General features: G+C 67.6%; 20 protein-coding genes. 7 read left to right on the top strand and 13 right to left on the bottom strand.

The features are described 5' to 3' along the window. Positions 1-49 precede the first annotated feature (49 nt). On the bottom strand, positions 50-979 hold the full coding sequence (argF, locus tag U5775_RS04250) for an ornithine carbamoyltransferase (RefSeq protein WP_322056856.1): 930 nt from the start codon (positions 977-979) through the stop codon (positions 50-52). A 532-nt stretch (positions 980-1,511) separates the two neighbouring features. On the opposite strand from argF, the gene U5775_RS04245 reads away from it, so the two are divergent. Then, positions 1,512-1,859, top strand: coding sequence for a DUF3579 domain-containing protein (locus tag U5775_RS04245; RefSeq protein ID WP_322056855.1), 348 nt, complete (start codon positions 1,512-1,514; stop codon positions 1,857-1,859). Positions 1,860-2,087: 228 nt separating this feature from the next. On the opposite strand, the gene rpsT is transcribed toward U5775_RS04245, so the two are convergent. Continuing rightward, the gene (gene rpsT, locus U5775_RS04240; RefSeq protein ID WP_322056854.1) at positions 2,088-2,360 is read right to left on the bottom strand and encodes a 30S ribosomal protein S20; all 273 of its coding nucleotides are present in this window, start codon (positions 2,358-2,360) and stop codon (positions 2,088-2,090) included. Positions 2,361-2,405: 45 nt separating this feature from the next. Further along, positions 2,406-2,582 (bottom strand): hypothetical protein, encoded by a 177-nt coding sequence (locus tag U5775_RS04235; protein ID WP_322056853.1) that lies wholly within the window; start codon positions 2,580-2,582, stop codon positions 2,406-2,408. Positions 2,583-2,767: 185 nt separating this feature from the next. On the opposite strand from U5775_RS04235, the gene murJ reads away from it, so the two are divergent. Both murJ and U5775_RS04225 read left to right on the top strand, forming a co-directional pair. Then, complete coding sequence (gene murJ / locus U5775_RS04230) at positions 2,768-4,318, top strand: murein biosynthesis integral membrane protein MurJ (RefSeq protein ID WP_322056852.1); 1,551 nt, start codon at positions 2,768-2,770, stop codon at positions 4,316-4,318. A gap of 5 nt (positions 4,319-4,323) precedes the next feature. Continuing rightward, positions 4,324-5,163 carry a SirB1 family protein gene (locus tag U5775_RS04225; RefSeq protein WP_322056851.1) on the top strand — a complete coding sequence of 280 codons (840 nt, stop codon included), beginning with the start codon at positions 4,324-4,326 and terminating at the stop codon, positions 5,161-5,163. Between the two features lie 88 nt (positions 5,164-5,251). Here the strand turns inward: U5775_RS04225 and U5775_RS04220 are convergent, their stop codons facing one another. The 5 genes from U5775_RS04220 to lpxK form a co-directional block, all read right to left on the bottom strand. Then, positions 5,252-6,010 (bottom strand): 3-hydroxyacyl-CoA dehydrogenase, encoded by a 759-nt coding sequence (locus tag U5775_RS04220; protein WP_322056850.1) that lies wholly within the window; start codon positions 6,008-6,010, stop codon positions 5,252-5,254. Between the two features lie 169 nt (positions 6,011-6,179). Next, complete coding sequence (gene adk / locus U5775_RS04215) at positions 6,180-6,842, bottom strand: adenylate kinase (protein WP_322056849.1); 663 nt, start codon at positions 6,840-6,842, stop codon at positions 6,180-6,182. A 183-nt stretch (positions 6,843-7,025) separates the two neighbouring features. Next, complete coding sequence (gene kdsB / locus U5775_RS04210) at positions 7,026-7,829, bottom strand: 3-deoxy-manno-octulosonate cytidylyltransferase (protein WP_322056848.1); 804 nt, start codon at positions 7,827-7,829, stop codon at positions 7,026-7,028. Between the two features lie 2 nt (positions 7,830-7,831). Continuing rightward, positions 7,832-8,053 carry a Trm112 family protein gene (locus tag U5775_RS04205; RefSeq protein WP_322056847.1) on the bottom strand — a complete coding sequence of 74 codons (222 nt, stop codon included), beginning with the start codon at positions 8,051-8,053 and terminating at the stop codon, positions 7,832-7,834. Then, entirely contained in the window at positions 8,034-9,086 is a 1,053-nt protein-coding gene (gene lpxK, locus U5775_RS04200; RefSeq protein WP_322056846.1) for a tetraacyldisaccharide 4'-kinase, read from the bottom strand. Before lpxK ends, U5775_RS04205 begins: the two co-directional genes overlap by 20 nt. Before the next feature lie 582 nt (positions 9,087-9,668). Between lpxK and xseA the strand changes: the two genes are divergently transcribed. Both xseA and sodB read left to right on the top strand, forming a co-directional pair. Beyond that, positions 9,669-11,039 carry an exodeoxyribonuclease VII large subunit gene (gene xseA, locus U5775_RS04195; RefSeq protein ID WP_322056845.1) on the top strand — a complete coding sequence of 457 codons (1,371 nt, stop codon included), beginning with the start codon at positions 9,669-9,671 and terminating at the stop codon, positions 11,037-11,039. Between the two features lie 242 nt (positions 11,040-11,281). Then, on the top strand, positions 11,282-11,860 hold the full coding sequence (gene sodB, locus U5775_RS04190) for a superoxide dismutase [Fe] (RefSeq protein ID WP_322056844.1): 579 nt from the start codon (positions 11,282-11,284) through the stop codon (positions 11,858-11,860). A 115-nt stretch (positions 11,861-11,975) separates the two neighbouring features. Here the strand turns inward: sodB and U5775_RS04185 are convergent, their stop codons facing one another. Continuing rightward, entirely contained in the window at positions 11,976-12,551 is a 576-nt protein-coding gene (locus U5775_RS04185; RefSeq protein ID WP_322056843.1) for an isochorismatase family protein, read from the bottom strand. 62 nt (positions 12,552-12,613) lie between these two features. Here U5775_RS04185 and U5775_RS04180 point away from each other — a divergent pair, with 62 nt between their 5' ends. After that, on the top strand, positions 12,614-13,264 hold the full coding sequence (locus U5775_RS04180) for a TetR/AcrR family transcriptional regulator (protein ID WP_322056842.1): 651 nt from the start codon (positions 12,614-12,616) through the stop codon (positions 13,262-13,264). 48 nt (positions 13,265-13,312) lie between these two features. Here the strand turns inward: U5775_RS04180 and clpP are convergent, their stop codons facing one another. Further along, complete coding sequence (gene clpP / locus U5775_RS04175) at positions 13,313-13,957, bottom strand: ATP-dependent Clp endopeptidase proteolytic subunit ClpP (protein ID WP_322056841.1); 645 nt, start codon at positions 13,955-13,957, stop codon at positions 13,313-13,315. 235 nt (positions 13,958-14,192) lie between these two features. Between clpP and U5775_RS04170 the strand changes: the two genes are divergently transcribed. After that, entirely contained in the window at positions 14,193-15,446 is a 1,254-nt protein-coding gene (locus U5775_RS04170) for a sigma-70 family RNA polymerase sigma factor (RefSeq protein ID WP_322056840.1), read from the top strand. 147 nt (positions 15,447-15,593) lie between these two features. Here the strand turns inward: U5775_RS04170 and U5775_RS04165 are convergent, their stop codons facing one another. The 3 genes from U5775_RS04165 to U5775_RS04155 all read right to left on the bottom strand — a co-directional run bounded on the left by U5775_RS04165 (position 15,594) and on the right by U5775_RS04155 (position 20,247). Further along, complete coding sequence (locus U5775_RS04165; RefSeq protein WP_322056839.1) at positions 15,594-16,862, bottom strand: EAL domain-containing protein; 1,269 nt, start codon at positions 16,860-16,862, stop codon at positions 15,594-15,596. Positions 16,863-17,124: 262 nt separating this feature from the next. After that, positions 17,125-18,573 carry a multidrug transporter subunit MdtD gene (gene mdtD / locus U5775_RS04160; protein WP_322056838.1) on the bottom strand — a complete coding sequence of 483 codons (1,449 nt, stop codon included), beginning with the start codon at positions 18,571-18,573 and terminating at the stop codon, positions 17,125-17,127. A 219-nt stretch (positions 18,574-18,792) separates the two neighbouring features. Further along, positions 18,793-20,247 (bottom strand): PLP-dependent aminotransferase family protein, encoded by a 1,455-nt coding sequence (locus U5775_RS04155; RefSeq protein WP_322056837.1) that lies wholly within the window; start codon positions 20,245-20,247, stop codon positions 18,793-18,795. Positions 20,248-20,437 lie beyond the last annotated feature (190 nt).

Genomic DNA, 20,437 nt, shown 5'->3' with positions numbered 1-20,437 from the left:
AAAAATGCCGGGAAATCCCGGCATTTTTTTCTACGAACGGCTGCGGCGCTCAGTGGTTCAGGCGACCGAGCAGCAGGAATTCCATCAGCGCCTTCTGGACGTGCAGGCGGTTTTCCGCCTCGTCCCAGACCACGCTTTGCGGACCGTCGATCACCTCGGCGCTCACTTCCTCGCCGCGGTGCGCGGGCAGGCAATGCATGAAAAGCGCGTCGGGGTTGGCGCGCGCCATCATTTCGGCGTCCACGCACCAGTCGGCGAAGGCCTTCATGCGCGCCTCGTTCTCCGCCTCGAAGCCCATGCTGGTCCAGACGTCCGTGGTCACGAGGTCGGCGCCCGCGCAGGCTTCGTTCGGGTCGTCGCAGATCGTGTAGAAGGGCGCGCTTTCCGGCGCAACCAGAGCGGGGTCGAGCGGGTAGCCCGGCGGCGTGGAGATGCGCAGCTTGAAGCCGAGAATCTGTGCGGCTTCGATCCACGTGTAGAGCATGTTGTTGGCGTCGCCCACCCACGCCACGGTCTTGCCGCGGATCGGGCCGCGATGCTCGTAGTACGTGAAGATGTCGGCCAGCACCTGGCAGGGGTGGTACTCGTTCGTGAGGCCGTTGATGACGGGCACGCGCGAGCTTTCGGCGAAGCGCTGGATGATGTCCTGGCCGAACGTGCGGATCATGATGATGTCGACCATGCGCGAGATGACCTGCGCCGAATCCTCGATGGGCTCGCCGCGGCCGAGCTGCGTATCGCGCGTGTTCATGAACACGGCGTGACCACCCAGCTGGAAGATGCCCGCTTCGAACGAAAGCCGCGTGCGCGTGGAGCTCTTCTCGAAGATCATCGCGAGCGTGCGGTCGTGCAGCGGATGATAGGTCTCGTAGTTCTTGAACTTGCGCTTCAGGATGCGCGCGCGCTCCAGCACATATTCATAATCGTCAAGGGAGAAATCCTTGAACTGCAGGTAATGGCGTATGGTCCGGGAGGTCATGAAGCGAAAACGGCGCCCGATCCGGCCTCGAACTGCAGGATTGGGCCGGCGACGCCGCTGCGGTTGGTGGTAAGTCAATGGAGCATAAAGGATTTTGCGGAATTTGACGAGTCGGCCGAAAGGCAGGGGCGGGGCACACTTGGCATCGGCGCCAGGCATCGCGCACGGGGAAATGAGTGGGTACCTACCCCTTTCGGGGGTCTTATGTGCGGTGCGTCAAAAGAGCTGCTGCGCTATAATCTCAACGATTTTTCAGGCACGACGGCGGGCTCGACGCGCAAGACGCAGGGCTCGCGGGAGTGGCCTGTGCGCTGGCCGGCAGCGCGCTGCACGTTCGATGCGGCGCCGCACCGGTCGGGGTGCGCGGACGGCCTCTCCCCTCTCCATCGGACTGTATTTGCGCGCGGCCATCGGGCGAACTGCCCTGCGGCTGGAGCTCCGCGGCACAAGCGCGGGCGGCGCGCTCGTGCTCACTCAGCTGCATAAGCGCACCGCGGCACCGCGGGCCCGCGCAGTCATACAGGTACCCTACATGGCCGACGACGCTCCAACCGAATACTTCATTCAAGGCATCACCAGCACGGGAAAGAAGTTTCGCCCGAGCGACTGGTCGGAGCGTCTGGCGGGGGTGATGTCGAGCTTTGGCCCGAAGGCGTCGGCCAATGCGCGTGGGCCGAACGCCTATCTGCGCTATTCGCTTTACGTGCGGCCGACGATGATCGGCGACCTCAAGGTCGTGGTGCTCGATTCGCGCCTGAAGGACATCGAGCCGATGGCCTTCAACTTCGTGCTGAACTTCGCCAAGGACAACGATCTCGTGGTGACCGAGGCATGCGAGCTGCCGGAAGACCACGCGACGCAGCAACGCGGCAATCGCTGAGCCGAAACGTCGGTTCCGGCCGATGCCGCGCCGTAGGGCGCACGAAAAAGAGGGGGCCAGGCCACCTCGAGCGAACGACCCGCTGCGGCGGGTTTTTTTGCGTCCGTGCGCGGGAGAGTGGGGAACGCAGAGGGAAGGGAAGCCGCCGGCCACAAAAAAACCCGCCGAAGCGGGTTCTTTGTTGCAGCGGAATCAGGAAGCGCCCGCCGTGGCGGACGGTCCGTCTCCTTACTGCGCAGCCTGCATTGCCTTGACGGCAGCGGCCAGGCGGCTCTTATGGCGAGCGGCCTTGTTCTTGTGAACGATCTTCTTGTCGGAGATGATGTCGAGCGTCTTCGCCGAGGCCTTCAGGACTTCTGCGGCCGCTGCCTTGTCGCCGGCGTCGATCGCCTTGCGGACAGCCTTGATAGCGGTGCGGAACTTCGAGCGCAGCGCCGAGTTGTGCGAGTTTGCTTTCGCGGCCTGACGGGCGCGCTTACGTGCTTGTGCGGAATTTGCCATGTTGGTTCCTGATGTTTCGATGAGCTCCGGCCCGCTGATATTCGATTAACGTTCGCAACGTTCGATCAAGCAGGGACGACGCTCTTTGCCTGGATTTGAACTTTCCGGGAATGATCCCGAAAGCGCAAAACGGTATTTGCCGGGTTTGCCTCGCGACTGCTTCAGGCTTGCCGGCAGCGCCTTTTGTGCCAAAGCGGGAAGGAGGCCGAGGTTCACGACCACTTTTCGCTTCCTTTCCAAGACGCTATTCGAGCCTTTGTGAAACTCGAAACCGAGAATTATAGCAACAAAATCATGGCTGTGGCAATCGCGAAGCACTTGGCGGGCGGGGCGCGCCCTGGCCTGGTGACGGCCATGACGCCGCGCATCGGCGACGGACCCGGCAGCACCCGTATAATAAGCGCCCCATGAATCTATTCCGAGCCCTGCTGACGGTCAGCGGCTTCACGCTGCTGTCGCGCGTGACCGGACTGGCCCGAGAAACGCTGATTGCCCGCGCTTTCGGCGCGAGCCAGTACACCGACGCCTTCTACGTCGCGTTCCGCATTCCCAATCTGCTGCGCCGCATCTCGGCGGAGGGCGCGTTTTCGCAGGCCTTCGTGCCGATCCTCGCGGAGTTCAAGAACCAGAAGGGGCACGACGCCACGCGCGACCTCGTCGACGCCACCTCGACGGTGCTGGCGTGGGCGCTCGCCATTCTTTCGGTGCTCGGCATCGTGGGCGCGACCTTCGTCGTGACCGTGGTCGCTTCGGGCCTGAAGAGCGACGGCCAGGCGTATCAGCTCGCCGTCACGATGACGCGCATCATGTTCCCGTACATCGTGTTCATTTCGCTCACGTCGCTCGCGTCCGGGGTGCTCAACACGTACAAGCAGTTCTCGCTGCCCGCGTTCGCGCCGGTGCTGCTCAACGTGGCGTTCATCACCGCGGCCGTAGCGTTCGCGCCGCACATGAAGCAGCCGGTCTTTGCGCTCGCGTGGGCCGTGATCGTCGGCGGCGTGCTGCAGTTCATCGTGCAACTGCCGGGCCTGAAGAAGATCGATATGATGCCGCGCATCGGCCTCAATCCGCTCAAGGCGCTCGCGCATCGCGGCGTCAAGCGCGTGCTCGCGAAAATGGTGCCGGCCATGTTCGCGGTGTCGGTTGCGCAGATCAGCCTCATCATCAACACGAACATTGCTTCGCGCCTGGGGCCTGGCGCGGTCTCGTGGATCAACTACGCCGACCGCCTGATGGAATTCCCCACCGCGCTGCTCGGCGTGGCGCTCGGCACGATCCTGCTGCCGAGCCTTTCGAAAGCGCACGTCGATGCCGATCCGCACGAATACTCGGCGCTGCTCGACTGGGGCCTGCGCGTGACCTTCCTGCTCGCGGCGCCCTCGGCGGTCGCGCTGTTCTTCTTCGCCGAGCCGCTCACGGCCACGTTGTTTCACTACGGCAAGTTCGACGCGAATTCCGTCGTCATGACGGGCCGCGCGCTGACCGCTTACGGCGTCGGGCTGATCGGGCTCATCCTCATCAAGATCCTCGCGCCGGGCTTCTACGCGCGCCAGGACATCAAGACGCCCGTGAAGATCGGCGTGGGCGTGCTCGTGGCCACGCAGCTCAGCAACTACATTTTCGTGCCGATCTTTTCGCACGCTGGCCTGACGCTCTCCGTCGGGCTCGGCGCCTGCATGAACGCGTTGCTGCTCTTCATCGGCCTGCGCCGCCGCGGCATCTACATGCCGTCCTCGGGCTGGGCCAAGTTCTTCGTGCAATTGCTGGGGGCGTGCCTCGTGCTGTCCGGGGCGATGCATTGGTGCGCGATCAGCTACGACTGGATCGGTCTGCATCACGAGCCGCTTGCGCGCATCGCATTGCTCGCGGCCTGTCTCGTGCTGTTTGCGGCGCTATATTTCGGTATGCTTTGGCTGATGGGCTTCAAATACGCATACTTCAAGAGGCGCACGAAGTGATCACGATGAACACGCGGGTGCTGGACTATTTCAGCACGCTGGTCGCCGACGACGAGAGCCTGCCGCTCACCGAAGCGGCACTCGCGATCGCGCAGGATGCCTACCCGGACCTCGACCTCCAAGGCACGCTCGCTGAAATCGACGAGCTGGCGCTGCGTGCGAAAAAGCGCATGCCCGAAGGCGCCGACGTGCGCCAGCAGGTCACGTTTCTGAACCGTGTGTTCTTTCGCGAGATGGGCTTCGCGGCCAATCTCAACGACTTCTTCGACCCCGATAACAGCCATCTGAACGTCGTGCTCAGGCGCCGGCGCGGCATTCCCATTTCGCTCGCGGTGATCTATCTGGAGATCGCGGCGCAGCTCGGGCTGCCGGTGCAGGGCGTGTCGTTTCCGGGGCATTTCCTGCTGCGCGTCTCGCTGCCCGACGGCGACGCCATGCTCGACCCGACCACGGGCCGCGCGCTCTCCGAGTCCGACATGGTCGAGATGCTCGAGCCCTATGTGGCCAGTGCGGGCGATTCCGTCGCGCGTGCGCTGCGCATGATGCTCGAACCGGCCACACGGCGCGAGATCGTGGCGCGCATGCTGCGCAACCTGAAGTCGGTGTATCTGCAGACCGAGCGCTGGGAGCGCCTGCTCGGCATCCAGCAGCGGCTCGTGATCCTGCTGCCGGAGAGCATCGAAGAGGTGCGCGATCGCGGCTTCGCGTATGCGCGGCTCGATTACCTGCGGCCCGCGCTCGAAGATCTCGAGCACTATCTCGACGAGCGTCCCGACGCCGAGGACGCCACGGTCGTCGAGTCGCAATTGCAGGAGCTGCGCCAGCGCACGCTCGATAACGATTGAGCGGCGGCGCGCCCATGCGCTTTCCGCAGACGAAAAAAGCCCTCGCATTGAGGGCTTTTTTACGCGAAGCGCGAAGGCGCGCGGCTAGTTACTTCGGCTGCATGCGGATCGCGCCGTCGAGACGGATGACCTCGCCGTTGAGCATCGGATTCTCGACGATCTGCTTGACGAGCATCGCGTACTCGTCGGGCTTGCCAAGGCGCGGCGGGAACGGCACCATCGCGCCGAGCGCATCCTGCACTTCCTTGGGCATGCCTAGCAGCATCGGCGTTTCGAACAGGCCCGGGGCGATCGTCATCACGCGGATGCCGTTGCGCGAGAGATCGCGCGCGATCGGCAGCGTCATCGCCACGACGCCGCCCTTGGAAGCGGCATAGGCCGCCTGGCCGATCTGGCCGTCGTAGGCGGCCACCGAGGCCGTGTTGATGATCACGCCGCGCTCGCCGCCGTCGTCGGGCGCGGCTTGCGCGATCGCGGCGGCCGCGAGGCGGATCATGTTGAAGGTGCCGATCAGATTGACCGAGATGGTCTTGCTGAACGCGTCGAGCGGGTGCGGGCCGTCCTTGCCGACGGTCTTGATGGCGGGCGCGATGCCCGCGCAGTTCACGAGGCCGCGCAAGGTGCCAGCCGCGGTGGCGGCGGCCACGGCGCGCGCGCCGTCTTCCTCGCTCGCGACGTTGCACTTCACGAAGGTGCCGCCGAGTTCTTGCGCGAGCGCGTTGCCCGCTTCCTCGTTGAGGTCGGCGAGCACGACCTTGCCGCCAACGGCCGCGATGAGCCGTGCGCTGGCCGCGCCGAGGCCCGAGGCGCCGCCGGTGATCAGGAATACGTTGTCGCGGATTTGCATCTGTCTTCCTCCTTGCTGCTCGATGGGTATTTTTTTCTGCGGCGTGGCCCCATGACGGACCGGCCCGCAGCTCATCGGCGAAGAGGAGCAGAGTAGAAGGCGGGACCGGCCGCACGGGGAGGCCGGCGCTCGCGCCGGGCCTTGCCCGGCGCGGCCGGCAAGAGACGTATTACTTGAGCGCGTCGAATGCGCGGTTGCGGATTTCCTCGACACTGCCGAGGCCGGCGATTGCGCGGTATTGCGGCGCTTTCATGCCGTTTTCCTCGCCGCGCTTCGCCCAGTCGCTGTAGTAGGCGATGAGCGGCTTGGTTTGCGCGACGTACACGTCGAGACGCTTGCGCACGGTCTCTTCCTTGTCGTCGTCGCGCTGGACCAGCGGCTCGCCCGTCACGTCGTCGACCATGTCCTGCTTCGGCGGGTTGAACTTCACGTGGTAGGTGCGGCCCGATGCCGGGTGCATGCGGCGGCCGCTCATGCGCACGATGATCTCGTCGAACGGCACGTCGATCTCGAGCACATAGTCGATCGCCACGCCGGCCTGCTTCATGGCTTCGGCTTGCGGCAGCGTGCGCGGGAAGCCGTCGAACAGGTAGCCGTTCTTGCAATCGGGTTCCTGCAGGCGCTCCTTCACGAGGTTGATGATGAGCGCGTCGGGCACGAGCTCGCCCGCGTCCATGTAGCGCCTGGCCTCGACGCCGAGCGGCGTGCCGGCCTTGACGGCCGCACGCAGCATGTCGCCCGTCGAGATTTGCGGAATGCCGAACTTCTCCTTGATGAAGTTTGCCTGGGTTCCCTTGCCCGCGCCGGGGGCGCCCAACAGGATCAAACGCATTTCAACTTTCTCCGATCTATGTGAATTCTTGCGGCGCGGCGGCTGCCCTCACGGGCGGCGTCGACGGCGTCGTGCGTCTCCTCTCCAGCAGGCCAAATCGGGGGGAACCCCCCACGCACAAAGGCTTCTACGGCTCGCGCAAACAACCGATTATGCCATGGGATTTTCGGCCCACGGCCGCAATTAAGGCCGGAATAACGCTTGCACGCGGGCGAGGTCGGCGGGCGTGTCGACGCCGGGCGCCGGCGCCTCGTCGGTGACGAGCACCGCGATGCGCTCGCCGTGCCACATCGCGCGCAGTTGTTCGAGCGCTTCGACCTGCTCGATGGGTGAGTGCGTGAGCGAGGGGTAGCTGCGCAGGAATTTGGCCCGATACGCATACAGGCCGATATGCCGGTAAACGGTCGCCGGAGCCGGCGGGGCGGGCATGGCGGCCAGATCGAGCCGCGCCGGCGACCAGTGCGGCTGCCAGGCGTCGCGCGCCCAGGGAATGGGCGCGCGCGAGAAGTAGAGCGCCACGCCGCGCGCGTCCAGCACGACCTTCACCACGTTCGGATTGAGGATCTCGTCGGAGGCGGTGATGGGGTGCGCCGCAGTGGCGATCGCACACTCGGGATGCGCCGCGAGGTGCGACGCCACGTCGCACACCAAAGCGGGGTCGATCAGCGGTTCATCGCCTTGAACATTGACGACGATCAACTCGTCGCTCCAGCCAAAGTGCTCTGCGACTTCGGCCAGCCGGTCGGTGCCCGACGGGTGATCGGCGCGCGTCATGACCGCTTCGAAGCCGTGCTCGCGCGCGGCGTCGAGCACGCTCTGGGCGTCCGAGGCGATCAGCACCTGCTGGGCGCCCGAGGCGCGGGCGCGCTCGGCCACGCGCACGACCATCGGCTTGCCGCCGATGTCGGCGAGCGGCTTGTTGGGCAGCCGGGTGGACGCGAGACGCGCCGGTACGACGGCGATGAAGGGTTGCGCGGGCGCGGCCATGCTCAGGCGCCGGTTGAGCCAGTCGAGCCGGAGGGGCCGGACGGATCGACGGGCGTGCCTTCGACGGTTTGGCGCGCCTCGTCGACGAGCATGACGGGAATGCCGTCGCGGATCGGATAGGCGAGCTTGTCGGCGTTGCAGATCAATTCCTGCGCGGCGCGGTCGTAGCTGAGCGGGCCCTTGCAGATCGGGCAGACCAGGATTTCAAGCAGACGGGCGTCCACGGAGTTTCTCCACAACCAGATTAATGAGGCGATGATCGAGCGCGGCTTCAACAGGGACAGCCCAGATGCGCGCGTCGTTCCAGGCCCCCAATTTTACGGCATCTTTTTCGGTGACCAGGATGGCGTCGGCAGTAACCTCGCTGAACGGGTTGGCCGCGTAGTCGTAATGGTCGGGCAGCGCGAGCGTTTGCGGCGCGAGGCCGGCCGCGCGCAGGGTCGCGAAAAAGCGCTCCGGCGAACCGATGCCCGCGGCCGCCACGATGCGCTGCGGCGGCTGGCCCGGCGCGCCTTGCCCCGCGAATTGCGCGAGCGGCCGGCGCAGGCCGGGACTGGCCAGATGCCAGGCTTCGCCGGGCTCGAGCTTGAGCGCGAAGGTATTCGGCCAGTCGGGCAGCGTGCGCTCGAACGGATTATTGACGAGGGTGGCGTCGCGCCGGCGCGAAAGCGGCTCGCGCAGCGGCCCGGCGGGCAGCAGAAAGCCGTTGCCGCCCAGCCGATGGTCGAACACGACCAGCTCGGCGTCGCGCGCGAGGCGGTAGTGCTGGAGGCCGTCGTCGCTCACGATCACGTCGACGTCGCGGTGCGCCGCGCACAGCGTCTGCGCCGCCGCGACGCGGTCGGGCGAGACCCATACCGGCACGCCGGTGCGGCGCGCGATGAGCAGCGGCTCGTCACCGCACGCGCGCGCGGACGTGGACGCCGTCACGGGCGTAGGGCGCGGCACCTTCGCGCCGTAGCCGCGCGAGACGACGCCGGGCGTGAAGCCGGCCGCGCGCAGCGCCTCGACGAGCGCGATCACCGTGGGCGTCTTGCCGGTGCCGCCCACCGTCACGTTGCCGACCACCACGACCGGCACGCCCACGCGCACCGATTTGAGCCAGCCAGCCGCATAGGCCGCGCGGCGCGCGCCGCTCACGGCGGCGAACACGACGGAGAGCGGCGCGAGCGCCCAGGCGAGCGGCCCGCGCTGCTGCCACTCGCGCGCAAGCCCCGCTTCGGCGCGTGCCTTGAGATCGGCAATGGGGCCGCTCATCGGCGCGGGCCTTGCGCGGGTCTGGCGTACCTGGTGTACCCAAGGTACGAGGGGCCCCGCAGGCTGACGGACAGAACGGGCATCGGAGCGGTTCTCCAGTTCGAGGCGGGCGCCGGACCAGGGGCCAGGGCGTCGCGGGGATGGCAAGGACGGCGCGCGGTCGGTCGCGAACGGGCCGTCGTGAACCCGGCACTCTAGCGCGGGTGGCCGCCGGGCGGCAAGTTGCGCGGCCATGCAAACGCTGCCCGATCGGCCTGAACAGGCCTGCAAGCCGCGGAAAGCGCGGTTGTGGATAACTTTGTGGAAAAAGCGGGTGGCCAGGACCGCAAAAGCCCGCTGATGGGCTGTTCCATCGGCGTGACGCACTATTATTGAGACAAAAAACGTATGTAAATCAATGGGATGGTGCGTTTTTTCAGCGTTTTCTCAAGACTTGCAGCAAATATGTCACATGACAGAGTCGATGTGGACACCTCGGAGCCCCTTGTCCGGTGGGAGCGTTTCCTGCTGGACTGCCGCCCCCCGAACGGTCTATCGTCTGTCCGGGCTAGTTTCGACCCATCGTTCAACCACGTCCTGCTCATGAATTCCGACCGTTTTTCCTCCGCGCCTGGCGGCGATGTCGTCGTGCCGGTTTCGGCGCTCAATCGCGCGATTGCCACGATGCTCGAACGTTCGTTTCCGCTCGCTTGGATTTCCGGCGAAGTCTCGAACTTCACGCGCGCCGCGAGCGGGCACTGGTACTTCTCGATCAAGGACGCGCAGGCGCAAATGCGCTGCGTGATGTTCCGCGGCCGCGCGCAATACGCCGAGTTCACGCCGCGCGAGGGCGACCGCATCGAGGTGCGCTCGCTCGTCACGATGTACGAGCCGCGCGGCGAGGTGCAACTGAACGTCGAGGCGATCCGGCGCACGGGCCAGGGGCGGCTGTTCGAGGCCTTCCTGCGCCTGAAGGCGCAACTGGAGGCCGAAGGGCTCTTCGATCCCGAACGCAAGCGCGACTTGCCCACGCATCCGCGCGCGATCGGCGTGATTACGTCGATGCAGGCGGCCGCGCTGCGCGACGTGCTCACGACGTTGTGCCGCCGCGCGCCGCACGTGCCGGTGATCGTCTATCCGGCGCCGGTGCAGGGCGCGGGCTCGGCCGAAAATCTCACGGCCATGCTCGATGCGGCGAACGCGCGTGCGGAAGTGGACGTGATCGTGCTGTGCCGTGGTGGGGGCTCGATCGAGGACCTCTGGTCGTTCAACGACGAGACGCTCGCGCGCGCCATCGCGGCGAGCGCGATTCCCGTGGTGAGCGGCGTGGGCCACGAAACCGATTTCACGATCGCCGATTTTGCCGCCGACGTGCGCGCGCCGACGCCCACCGCCGCCGCCGAGCTCGTGAGCCCGCAGCGCGTGATGCTCTTGCGCGAACTCGATCAGCGCCACGCCGCGCTCGCGCGCGGCTTCGGCCGCTTGATGGAGCGTCGCGCGCAGCAGCTCGACTGGCTCGCGCGGCGCCTCGTCTCGCCGGGCGAGCGGCTTGCGCAGCAGCGCACGCATCTGCGTCAGCTGGCGATCCGGCTCGCCTCGGCGGGCTCGCGCGCGACGGCGCAGGCGCGCGCGCAATTCAACGTGGTGCAGATGCGCTGGCAGCGCATGCGCCCCGACGCGCTCGCGCAGCGCGTGCAGCTGGAGTCGCTCGGGCGGCGCCTCGAGGCCGCGTTCGCGCGCGAACGCGAGCGCGAAACGGCGCGCGTCGCGGGGCTGGCAGCGCGCCTCGAAGTCCTGAGCCCGCAGCGCACGTTCGAGCGCGGCTACGCGGCGCTGCTCGACGCGCAAAGCGGCGCGGCTGTGCGCACGCCCGCCGCGCTCAAGCCGGGCAAGCGCCTGACCGTGCATCTCGCGCAGGGCAGCGCCGACGTCGCGCTCGCCGACGTGCAGCCGAGGCTCGCCGAAGGCTTCTGAACCGCGCCCGCGCGGCGCCTTCCGCGCTCCTTGCGGGCCCTCGCGCGCCCTCTCGCGGAAGACGCCCGCAGCGGGCGCGGCGCTTGCTGAAAAGCCCGCGCAAACCCGCGCAATCGCCCTGCGTAACCGATGATCGGCATAATGTCCACGCGTTTGCGGGGTTATTCCAACTCGCCTACAATCGAGTGCTCCATGCCGGTTATCACGCAGAACTCCCCATAACACGACGAAGGAACCGCATCATGTCATTTACGCTCCCGCCGCTGCCGTTCGCGAAGAACGCTCTTGCCCCGACCATGTCGGAAGAGACGCTCGATTACCACTACGGCAAGCATCACCAGGCCTACGTCACGAATCTGAACAACCTGATTCCGGGCACCGAATTCGAGAAGCTCTCGCTCGAAGAGATCATCAAGAAGTCGTCGGGTGGCGTGTTCAACAACGCGGCCCAGGTCTGGAATCACACCTTCTTCTGGAACTGCCTCTCGCCGCAAGGTGGTGGCGCACCGTCGGGCGCGCTCGGCGACGCGATCAACGCGAAATGGGGCTCCTTCGACGCGTTCAAGGAAGCCTTCACGAAGGCTGCAGTCGGCAACTTCGGCTCGGGCTGGACGTGGCTCGTGAAGAAGGCGGACGGCTCGCTCGACATCGTGTCGACCAGCAACGCCGCCACGCCGCTCACGACCGACGCCAAGCCGCTCCTCACGATCGACGTGTGGGAACACGCTTACTACATCGACTACCGCAACGCGCGTCCGAAGTTCGTCGAAGGTTTCTGGAACATCGCCAACTGGGACTTCGCTGCGAAGAACTTCGCGTAAAGCCCAATCCGTTCCCGCGCGGCCCGATCCGGGCGGCGCATGGAAAAAAAGCCCTCGATTCGCATCGAGGGCTTTTTGCTTTTGGCGCTTGTTTAAGGTGCTTTTTGAAGCGCTTTTATGCGAGCGCGGCAAGCGTCTCCTGGGTCGAGCGCACGTGCCCCATGTGGCGGAACAGCTTTTCGAATGTGAAACGGTGCATGTCTTCGCTCAGGCCCGAGGTGGCGTCTTCGACGAAGACGAGCTTGAAGCCCTGGTCGAAGGCCGCGCGCGCGGTGGACTCCACGCCGAAGTTCGTCGCGATGCCGCCGATGACGAGGGTGTCGATGCCGCGGCGGCGCAGTTGCTGTTCGAGGTCGGTGCCGTAGAACGCGCCCCACTGGCGCTTCGAGACGACGACGTCGTCGGCCTGCGCGCCGATCTCGGGCACGAGCTCGGAAGCGATGGCCGGCGCCGCCGGCGCGTTGGGAGCGCGCGTGGGCGCGTCGGCGGGCATCGCGAGGATATCGTTGAGCAGCACGCGCACCCAGACGACGGTGCCGCCTTTGGCGCGCAGCGCGTCGGCGAGGGTCTTCGCGTGGGCCACCACTTGCGCGCCGGTATGAGGCGCAACGGGGCGGCTCACGATGCCGTGCTGGAGATCGATCATCACGAGCGCGGTCTTGCTCGGATCGAGAGAAAGGGCTTGCGTCATGGTTCACCAATATGTGAGGATGGCCTCACATATCATACATGAATGTGAGGGAGGCCTCAGATATGGCGGTCGCACCGCTACGGCGCAAAGTCGTGCTCAATGAAGCGAAAGCCGAAGCTGCCCGGCGCGTGCCGCGTCAGGAGCGCGCCGCGCGCACGCTCGACGCGCTGCTCGAAGCGGCCGCCGACGCCTTTGCCGAACGCGGCTTCGAAGCGGCCACGATGACGCAGATCGCGCAGCAGGCGGGCGTCTCGATCGGCGCGGCGTACCAGTATTTCCCGAACAAGGATGCGCTCGCGCTCGCGCTGCGCCAGCGTTACGGCGACGAGATGGATGCGCGCTGGAGCGCGCTAGTCGAGGCGCAGGCGAGCAGCGGCGAGCTGCCGCCCGCGCAGCTCGCCGAACGGCTGCTCGACATGATGGTCGAGCTGATGGACGCGTACCCCGCGTATCTGCCGCTGCTTTCCGTCTCGCTGGGCTTTCGTCGCGACGAGGCGGCGCGCAACAAGCTGCGTCAGCGTTTTGCCACGCTGTTCAGGCGCTACAACGCGGCGCTCACGGCGGACGAGGCTTATCGCGTCGCCGAGGTCATGCTCCAGGTCGTCAAGAGCCTCAACCTGCTCTATGCGGGCGCGAAGCCGAAGGAGCGCAAGCTGCTGGTCGCCGAGTACAAGGGCGTGCTGGCAGCCTGGCTCGCGGTGCGGCTCGCGTGAGCGTTTGCAATACGGTTTGCCTCGCGTCTCATGCGTCGATTTACTCGCTCAGCGCGGCACCGCTTCGTCGCGCGACGTGAGCACGCGATCGATCAATCCGTAGTGCGCCGCCGCCTCGGCCGACATGAAGTGATCGCGGTCGGTGTCGTGCGCGATCTGCTCGACGTCGCGGCCCGTATGCGCGGCGAGCATCGCATTGAGGCGTTCGCGCTGATAAAGCACCTCGCGCGCCTGAAGCTCGACATCGGCGGCGGTTCCCTGGCTGCCGCCCGAGGGCTGATGGATCATGATGCGTGCGTTCGGGAGTGCGAAGCGTTTGCCGGGCGCGCCCGCGGCGAGCAGAAATGAGCCCATGCTCGCGGCGAAGCCGGTGCATAGCGTGGAGACGTCGGGCTTCACGAACTGCATCGTGTCGTGGATCGCGAGGCCGTCGTAGACCGAGCCGCCCGGCGAGTTGATGTAGAGGCTGATGTCCTTCTCCGGATTCTCGGCTTCGAGAAAAAGCAACTGCGCGACGACGACGCTCGCCGTCTGCTCGGTCACCGGTCCGACCAGAAACACGATGCGCTCGCGCAAGAGGCGCGAGTAGATGTCGTAGGCGCGCTCGCCGCGGCCCGAGGTTTCGATGACGGTCGGTACGAGATTGAGCGCGTGCGGGACGATTGCTGCATGATGCTGAACGGTGGGATGCATGAAATTCCTCGCGTTTGGGTGGGAGCGGGTGGTCGGGCGCGGCGCCGTTGCACTGCTTGCCTCCCAAGACGCCCGCCGCGCGTCGCGCGTGACGAGAATTTTTTTGCGCGAGGCTGTCACATCGGCGTTCTGCCGGTCGTCTCATGGGTGAGGACGGCGTGGGCCGTCTGCAAAGCATGGGCGCGGCGACGGCGCATGGAGCGTCGGCGCAAAGGTGCGCAGAGGAGTGAAGCGAATGACCCAGGTGATCGGCGAGATGGACACGGAGGACGAGGACGTGCGGACCGCGCGCGATGCCGCGCAGGCGGGCGCCGGGGCGCCGCGAGCTTGCGTGGACGAAGCTCAACGGCGCGTGGCGGCGTCCGAAGCACCCACCGAAGCACGAACCGAAGTACCACCCGGCATGGAAAACGGCGCATGGAGCGAAGGCCGCCGCGCCGCCGTCTTCGACAAGGAGCGCGCGCGGTTGCTGGCGCTGGCCGTGCGCGTGCTGGGCAGCCGTGCCGAGGCGGAAGACGTCGTCCAGGACGCGTGGTTCCGCTGGCGCGAGGCCGACGTGGCGGCGGTGCGCGTGCCGCAGGCGTGGCTCGCGACGGCGACGGTGCGCCTCGCGATCGACCGGCTGCGCAAGCAGCGCCGCGAGCGCGCAGGCGAGGACGAAGCGCCCGGCGCCGCGCCGTGGCTCGACGGGACCGCGCCCTCGGCCGAGGAGGCGGGCTTGCGCGCCGCGCGTCTCGCGGACGGTCTCTTGATGCTGCTCGAACGGCTCGGGCCGCTGGAGCAAGCCGTCTTCGTGCTGCGCGAGGCGTTCGATTGCGACTACGCGGAGATTGCCGCGCTCACCGGCTGCACGCCCGTGCATTGCCGCCAGATCGTGCATCGCGCGCGTGTGCGGCTGGCGCGCGAACCGGCGCTCGGGTCCGTCGTGCCCGTGGATGCGGGGCAGCACGCGCTCGCCGTCGAGCGGCTGCGCGAGGTGCTTCATGCGCAGGACCGCATGGGCTTGATGGACCTGCTGGGCTTGACCGCGACGGCGCTGGTGGCGGCGAGTGCCACGGCGGGCGTGATGGCACCGCGCGCCGCGGCCGGTGTTGGGGCAGCGCCGGGCTTCGCGCGCGCAGTAGCTGGCAGTCTGCGTGCCGAAACGCTCGCGCTCGACGGCGAGCCCGGCGTCGCGCTGGTGACGGAGGACGGCGAGCTGGCCGCGTGGCTGCACGTGAGCGTGGCCGACGATGGACGCACCGAACCCGTGGTCTGCGTGGCCGCGAATGCGGGCGGGCGCGCATTGCAGGCGGCCAATCGGGTATTCGGAGGCGAGGCGGTGCGTTCGCTGCTCGCGCAGCTTGCGCGATCGGCTGCGAATGGCGATGTGGTCGGGGTAGGCGTATCGGTGCCGGTAACGCAGGCCGTGGCTTCGGCAACAACGTCATCGATGTCATCCGCAGAATCCACATCCGCGTTGCTCGCGGATTCGCTCGTGGCCGCCTGAGCGCGCTCGATCGACGTCAGGCTGCCAGGGACGCAACAGGCAACGCGGGTAAGCGCGGGCAAGCGCTAGCGCGCGTCGGGACGCAATCCACTGAAGCCCGCGCTCGCTCGCAAGCCAGCGCAGGCCAGCCCGTGAACGCGCGCAGGATCAGCGCGCGGTCGCTTCCCAGTTGATATCGACGCACAGCACCTGCAGACCATGCTCCGTCTGCGCGGCGATCGACGCGGTCACGCACAGGTGCGCCTCGTTGATCGAGAGATAGGGCGGCGTGAACTGCACGCTCCCGGGCGCCTTCATCGCGCCGATGAAGTAGGGCCGGCGCTCCCAGCTCGCGCCCTCGGAGTGCAGCAGCGGCCGGAAGCGCTTGGCGCGCTGCGACGCGCGCCCGTCGGGCAGCACGTTGTCGCCGATCTGGCGGCCCGAGGCGTCCAGCAGGAAGCTGCGCGCCGTCTCGGCCAGGCCGAGCAGCGGCAGCGTGGCGTCGGCCATGCTCGCGCCCGTGGTGAGCTGCGCCGCCGCCGCTTCGAGCGCCTTCACGTACGGCGCGAGGCGCGAGCACTGGGTCCGCTCGCGCGCGCTCACGCGTTCGCGCAGGCGCGCGGAAAGATCGTCCATCAGGCGCGCCGCGGTCGCGGGCGGAACGGGCTCGACGTCGGGGCGCGCGAAGTACGCGCCCTGCACGAAGTCGGCGTTGCTTTCGAGCGCGATCAGCGCGTCGCGCTCGGTCGAGAGGCCGCCCACCAGCACGAGCTGGCCGGACTCGTGCAGCATCGAGACGAGCCCCGGCAGCACGCGCTCGATGTGCGCATGGCGGCTCGCCTGGGCGAGCAGGCTGCGATCGAGCGTGACGATATCGGGCCGCAGATGCCACACGCGGTCGATGTTCGAATGCTTGGCGCCGAAGCCGTCGAGCGCGATCACGAAGCCCGACTTGCGCAGCCCGTCAATGATCTCCGCGAAGCGCGAGTTCTCGCCGCCCGCCTGCTCCGAAACCTCGAGCACCACGCGCTGCGGCTGCAGCCCGAGCGCCTTGATGCCGGCGAGCAGGGCGTCGCCATAGCTCGTGTCCATGAGCGCGGCGGGATGCAGGCTCAGGAAGAGCCATTCGTCGTGCGAGTCGAAGGCGTTGAAGTTGCCCAGGTGCAGCGATTCCGCGAGGCGGCCGAGCTCGAGCAGGTCGCCGCGGCGCGCGGCCTGCGTGAAGACTTCCTGCGACGGCACCTGATCGCCGTGCTCGTCGTGCGCGCGCAGCGACGCGTGGTAGCCGATCGCGCGGCGGTGGGCGACCGAGAACACCGGCTGGAACACGCTGAACACGGTGTATCCGCCGTAGAGCACGGTGCGCCGCGCGCCTTCTTCGCCCGCGACGGGACGCGACTGAAAGCCGGGGGGATCGAGGTCGATCATGCTGGTCATAGGACTGGGGTGGCGCGCACGACAGGCCGCGCGCGAATCTCGAGTTTACATTACTGGATAGCCGTGCAAAAAGTATGCGCATTCGCACGCATGGCGGATCGGGCCATGCGCGCGGGATATCGGCTATTTCGAGACTGCGTGCGGGGAGCTTCGAGGCACTCGTTCGGCGCACCTGGTGCACGGCGCGCCGCTCCCGCGCACCGGGTGCGCCGCGCCGTGCACCGTAGCAGTGCAGTGCGGCGTGCCGCTCATCCCTCCGGCTTCAGGTGCGCTCCGAAGGATCGGTCTTCTTCGCTGCGCGGCGCACGTCGTCGGAGAGCTGGGCGAAGATCCATGACGAGGCCGCCGTGATGATCCCCACGCACACGAACGTCGCGTGGAACGCCGGAATCACGCTCGAGCCCGTCGCATGGCGGATCAGCCCGGTGAAGGTCGTGAGCAGCGCGCCCGCGACCGTCACGCCGAGGCTCATCGAGAGCATCTGCACGAGCGAAAAGAGGCTGTTGCCGCTGCTCGCGCCGCCCATGCCGAGGTCCTTGAGCGTGAGCGTATTCATCGCCGTGAACTGCATGGAGTTCACGCTGCCGAACGCGGCCAGCTGCACGAGGCGCAGCCACAGCGGCTCGGCCGGCGTCGAAAGCGCGAAGCTCGCCATCATGAGCCCCACCAGCACCGTGTTGGCGAGCAGCACGCGCCGGTAGCCGTGGCGCGTGATGAGCCAGGTGACGAGGCGCTTGGAGAACATGCCCGCCGCGGCCACCGGCAGCATCATGAGGCCCGCCTCGAACGGCGTGTAGCCGAGCGCGACCTGCAGCAGCAGCGGGATCAGGTAGGGCATCGCGCCGCTGCCGATGCGCGCGAACAGGTTGCCGAGCAGCCCCACGCAGAACGTGTGGATCTTGAAGAGATCGAGCGAGAAGATCGGCCGCGGCGTGCGCGCCGCGTGCAGCCCGTAGGCCACGAATGCCGCGAGCGAGACGATCAGCATCACGAGCACGGTCGCCTGCGGGATGCCGAGCTCCGCGCGGCCGTCGAGCGCGAGCGAGATTGTCAGCATGCCCGTGACGAGCAGCAGGTAGCCGGGCACGTCGAATCTGGGCGTGTCGGGGTTGCGGCTGTCGGGCATGAAGATGGCGGTGGCGATGCAGCCCACCACGCCCACCGGCACGTTGATGAGAAAGATCCAGTGCCACGAGGCGATCTGCACGAGCCAGCCGCCGAGCGTCGGGCCGATGAGCGGGCCGATCAGGCCCGGGACCGCGACGAACGAGAGCGCGGGCAGATAGCGCTCGGCGGGAAACGTGCGCAGCACGGCGAGGCGCCCCACGGGCAGCAGCATCGCGCCGCCTACGCCCTGCACGACGCGCGAGAGCACGAGCTGGTTCAGCGTGTGCGCGCTCGCGCACAACAGCGAGCCGACCGTGAAGACGAGGATCGCGCCGAGAAACACGCGTCGGGTGCCGAGCTTGTCGGCGAGCCAGCCGGAGACGGGGATCATCACCGCCATCGTCAGCGAATAGGCGATCACGACCGATTGCATGCGCAACGGCAATTCGCCGAGGCTCGTCGCCATCGCGGGCAGCGCGGTGTTGACGATGGTCGAGTCGAGCGTCTGCATGAAGAAGCCCGTGGCGACGAGCCACAGCATCACGGACAGCTTGCGGGCGGAAGGCGTGGGGGTGGGGCTGGACGATGCGGTGGATTCGGACATGGGAGAAGGCGGGCGCGCAGGCGGTGGCTGGCAGCCGTCATTGTAGTGAACCCGGCGCCGCGGCGTGCGGCTCGCGCCACGGCCGCGCAGATGCGGGCTTTGCGTGCGGCCCGACGCTGTGCTGGAGTCGGCCGGGAACCGCCGGCATCGGCCGAGGATCAGCCCGGGATCAGGCGCAGGCTGACGCCGGCACGCACGCGGCCGCCGTCAGCCCGAGGATCAGCCCGGCACGCGCGCGGCCGCCGCGAAAAACGCCTGCGCGCGCGGGTCGAGCGCGAACGCCACGTTGATGCGCAGCCACGGGCTCGGCTCGCCGTGGGGCCGGAAGTGGCTCCCCGGCGACGCGCTCACGCCGAATGGCTCGCCGCAGGGCACGAGCCGCGCCGAGTCGTCCACGTGCGGCACGCGCGCCCAGATGAACTTGCCGCCGCTCTGCGCGTAGGGGCGCGCGCCGGCTTGCGCCGCGTTCGATCCGGCGAGCGGCCCCGCGAACAGCTCCCAGCCGTGGTCTTCGAGCGTGCGCGTGGCCGTGCCGGTCGCCTCGGCGAGGCGCCGGCGCAGCCGCTCCAGATACTTGCGGTACGCGCCGCGCTCGAGCAGCGTGGCCGCCACGGCCTGGGTGAAGCGCGAGCCGCTGATGCTCGTGAGCGCCTTGATCGAGGCGAGGTCGCGCACGACGTCGGGATTCGCGACCACGTAGCCAATCCGCAGCGACGACGACAGCGTCTTCGAGAGCCCGCCCACGTAGATCACATGCTCGAACTGGTCGAGCGCGGCGAGGCGGTCGGTGGGATCGGCCTGGAAGTCGGCGTAGATGTCGTCCTCGACGATGGTGAAGCCGTGCTCGCGTGCGAGCTGCAGCAAGCGGAACGCGACGGGCGGCGAGACGGTCGTGCCGGTCGGGTTGTGGAACACCGTGTTGATGAAGAACGCGCGCGGGCGATGCTGCGCGAGCAGCGCATGCAGATGCTCGAGATCGGGGCCGCTCGCCGTGCGTGTGACGCCGACGAGCCGCACGCCGTGCAGCTTCAGCAGTCCGTACAGGTTGTAGTAGCCCGGGTCTTCCACGAACACGGTGTCGCCGGGCTTGAGCATGTAGCGCATCAGCAGGTCGAGGCCCTCACTCGCGCCTTCGGTGAGGAGGATCTGCTGGGCGTCGGCGGCAATGCCGAGCGGTGCGAGCCGGTTGCGCAGATGCTCGCGCAGCAGGGCGTCGCCGAGCGGCGAGCCGTAATCGACGAGGCTCGACGGGTCGGTGCGCGAGACATGGCGGATCGCCTGGCCGATCGCGTCGATGTCGCGCCACGCCTGCGGGACCGAGCCGCTGTCGAGCTGCAGCGTCTCGCCGGGCCGGTTGAGCTGGCTGAGCAGATGCCCCGATTCGTCGGCGGCGTTCGAGAGGTCGCAGATGCCCGTGCCCGAGAGGCCGAGGCACGCGTGCTCGCTCACGTAGAAGCCCGAGCCGTGCCGCGAGTCGAGATAGCCGAGCGACACCAGCCGGTCGTAGGCCTCGATCACGGGAAAGCGGCTGATGCGGTAATCGGCCGCGAACTGGCGGATCGAGGGCAGGCGCGCGCCCGGGTGCGCGCCGCGCGAGCGGATCCAGCCCTGCACGCCGGCGACGATCTGGTCGGTGAGCGGGACGCCGCTCGCGCGGTCGAGTTCGAGTTTCATGCGGGCCTCGCTGGGATGGTGGGTGCGCTCAAGTGTCCGGTTTTTCGACTGCACAGTTCCGGATGAACTGTTCGGAACTGTGCATGGGATCGCCTCGCGCTGACGGCAATAATGCTCCAACCGGGAAGGCCCTTCAAGCCGCCGCTGCACGCGATCTCTCGCGCATGGCGGGCGGCGCTGGCGCCGGCCC

The sequence above is a fragment of the Paraburkholderia sp. J63 genome (genome assembly GCF_905220245.1).
GTDB lineage: Bacteria > Pseudomonadota > Gammaproteobacteria > Burkholderiales > Burkholderiaceae > Paraburkholderia.
This window is presented reverse-complemented; position numbering and strand designations above follow the sequence as displayed.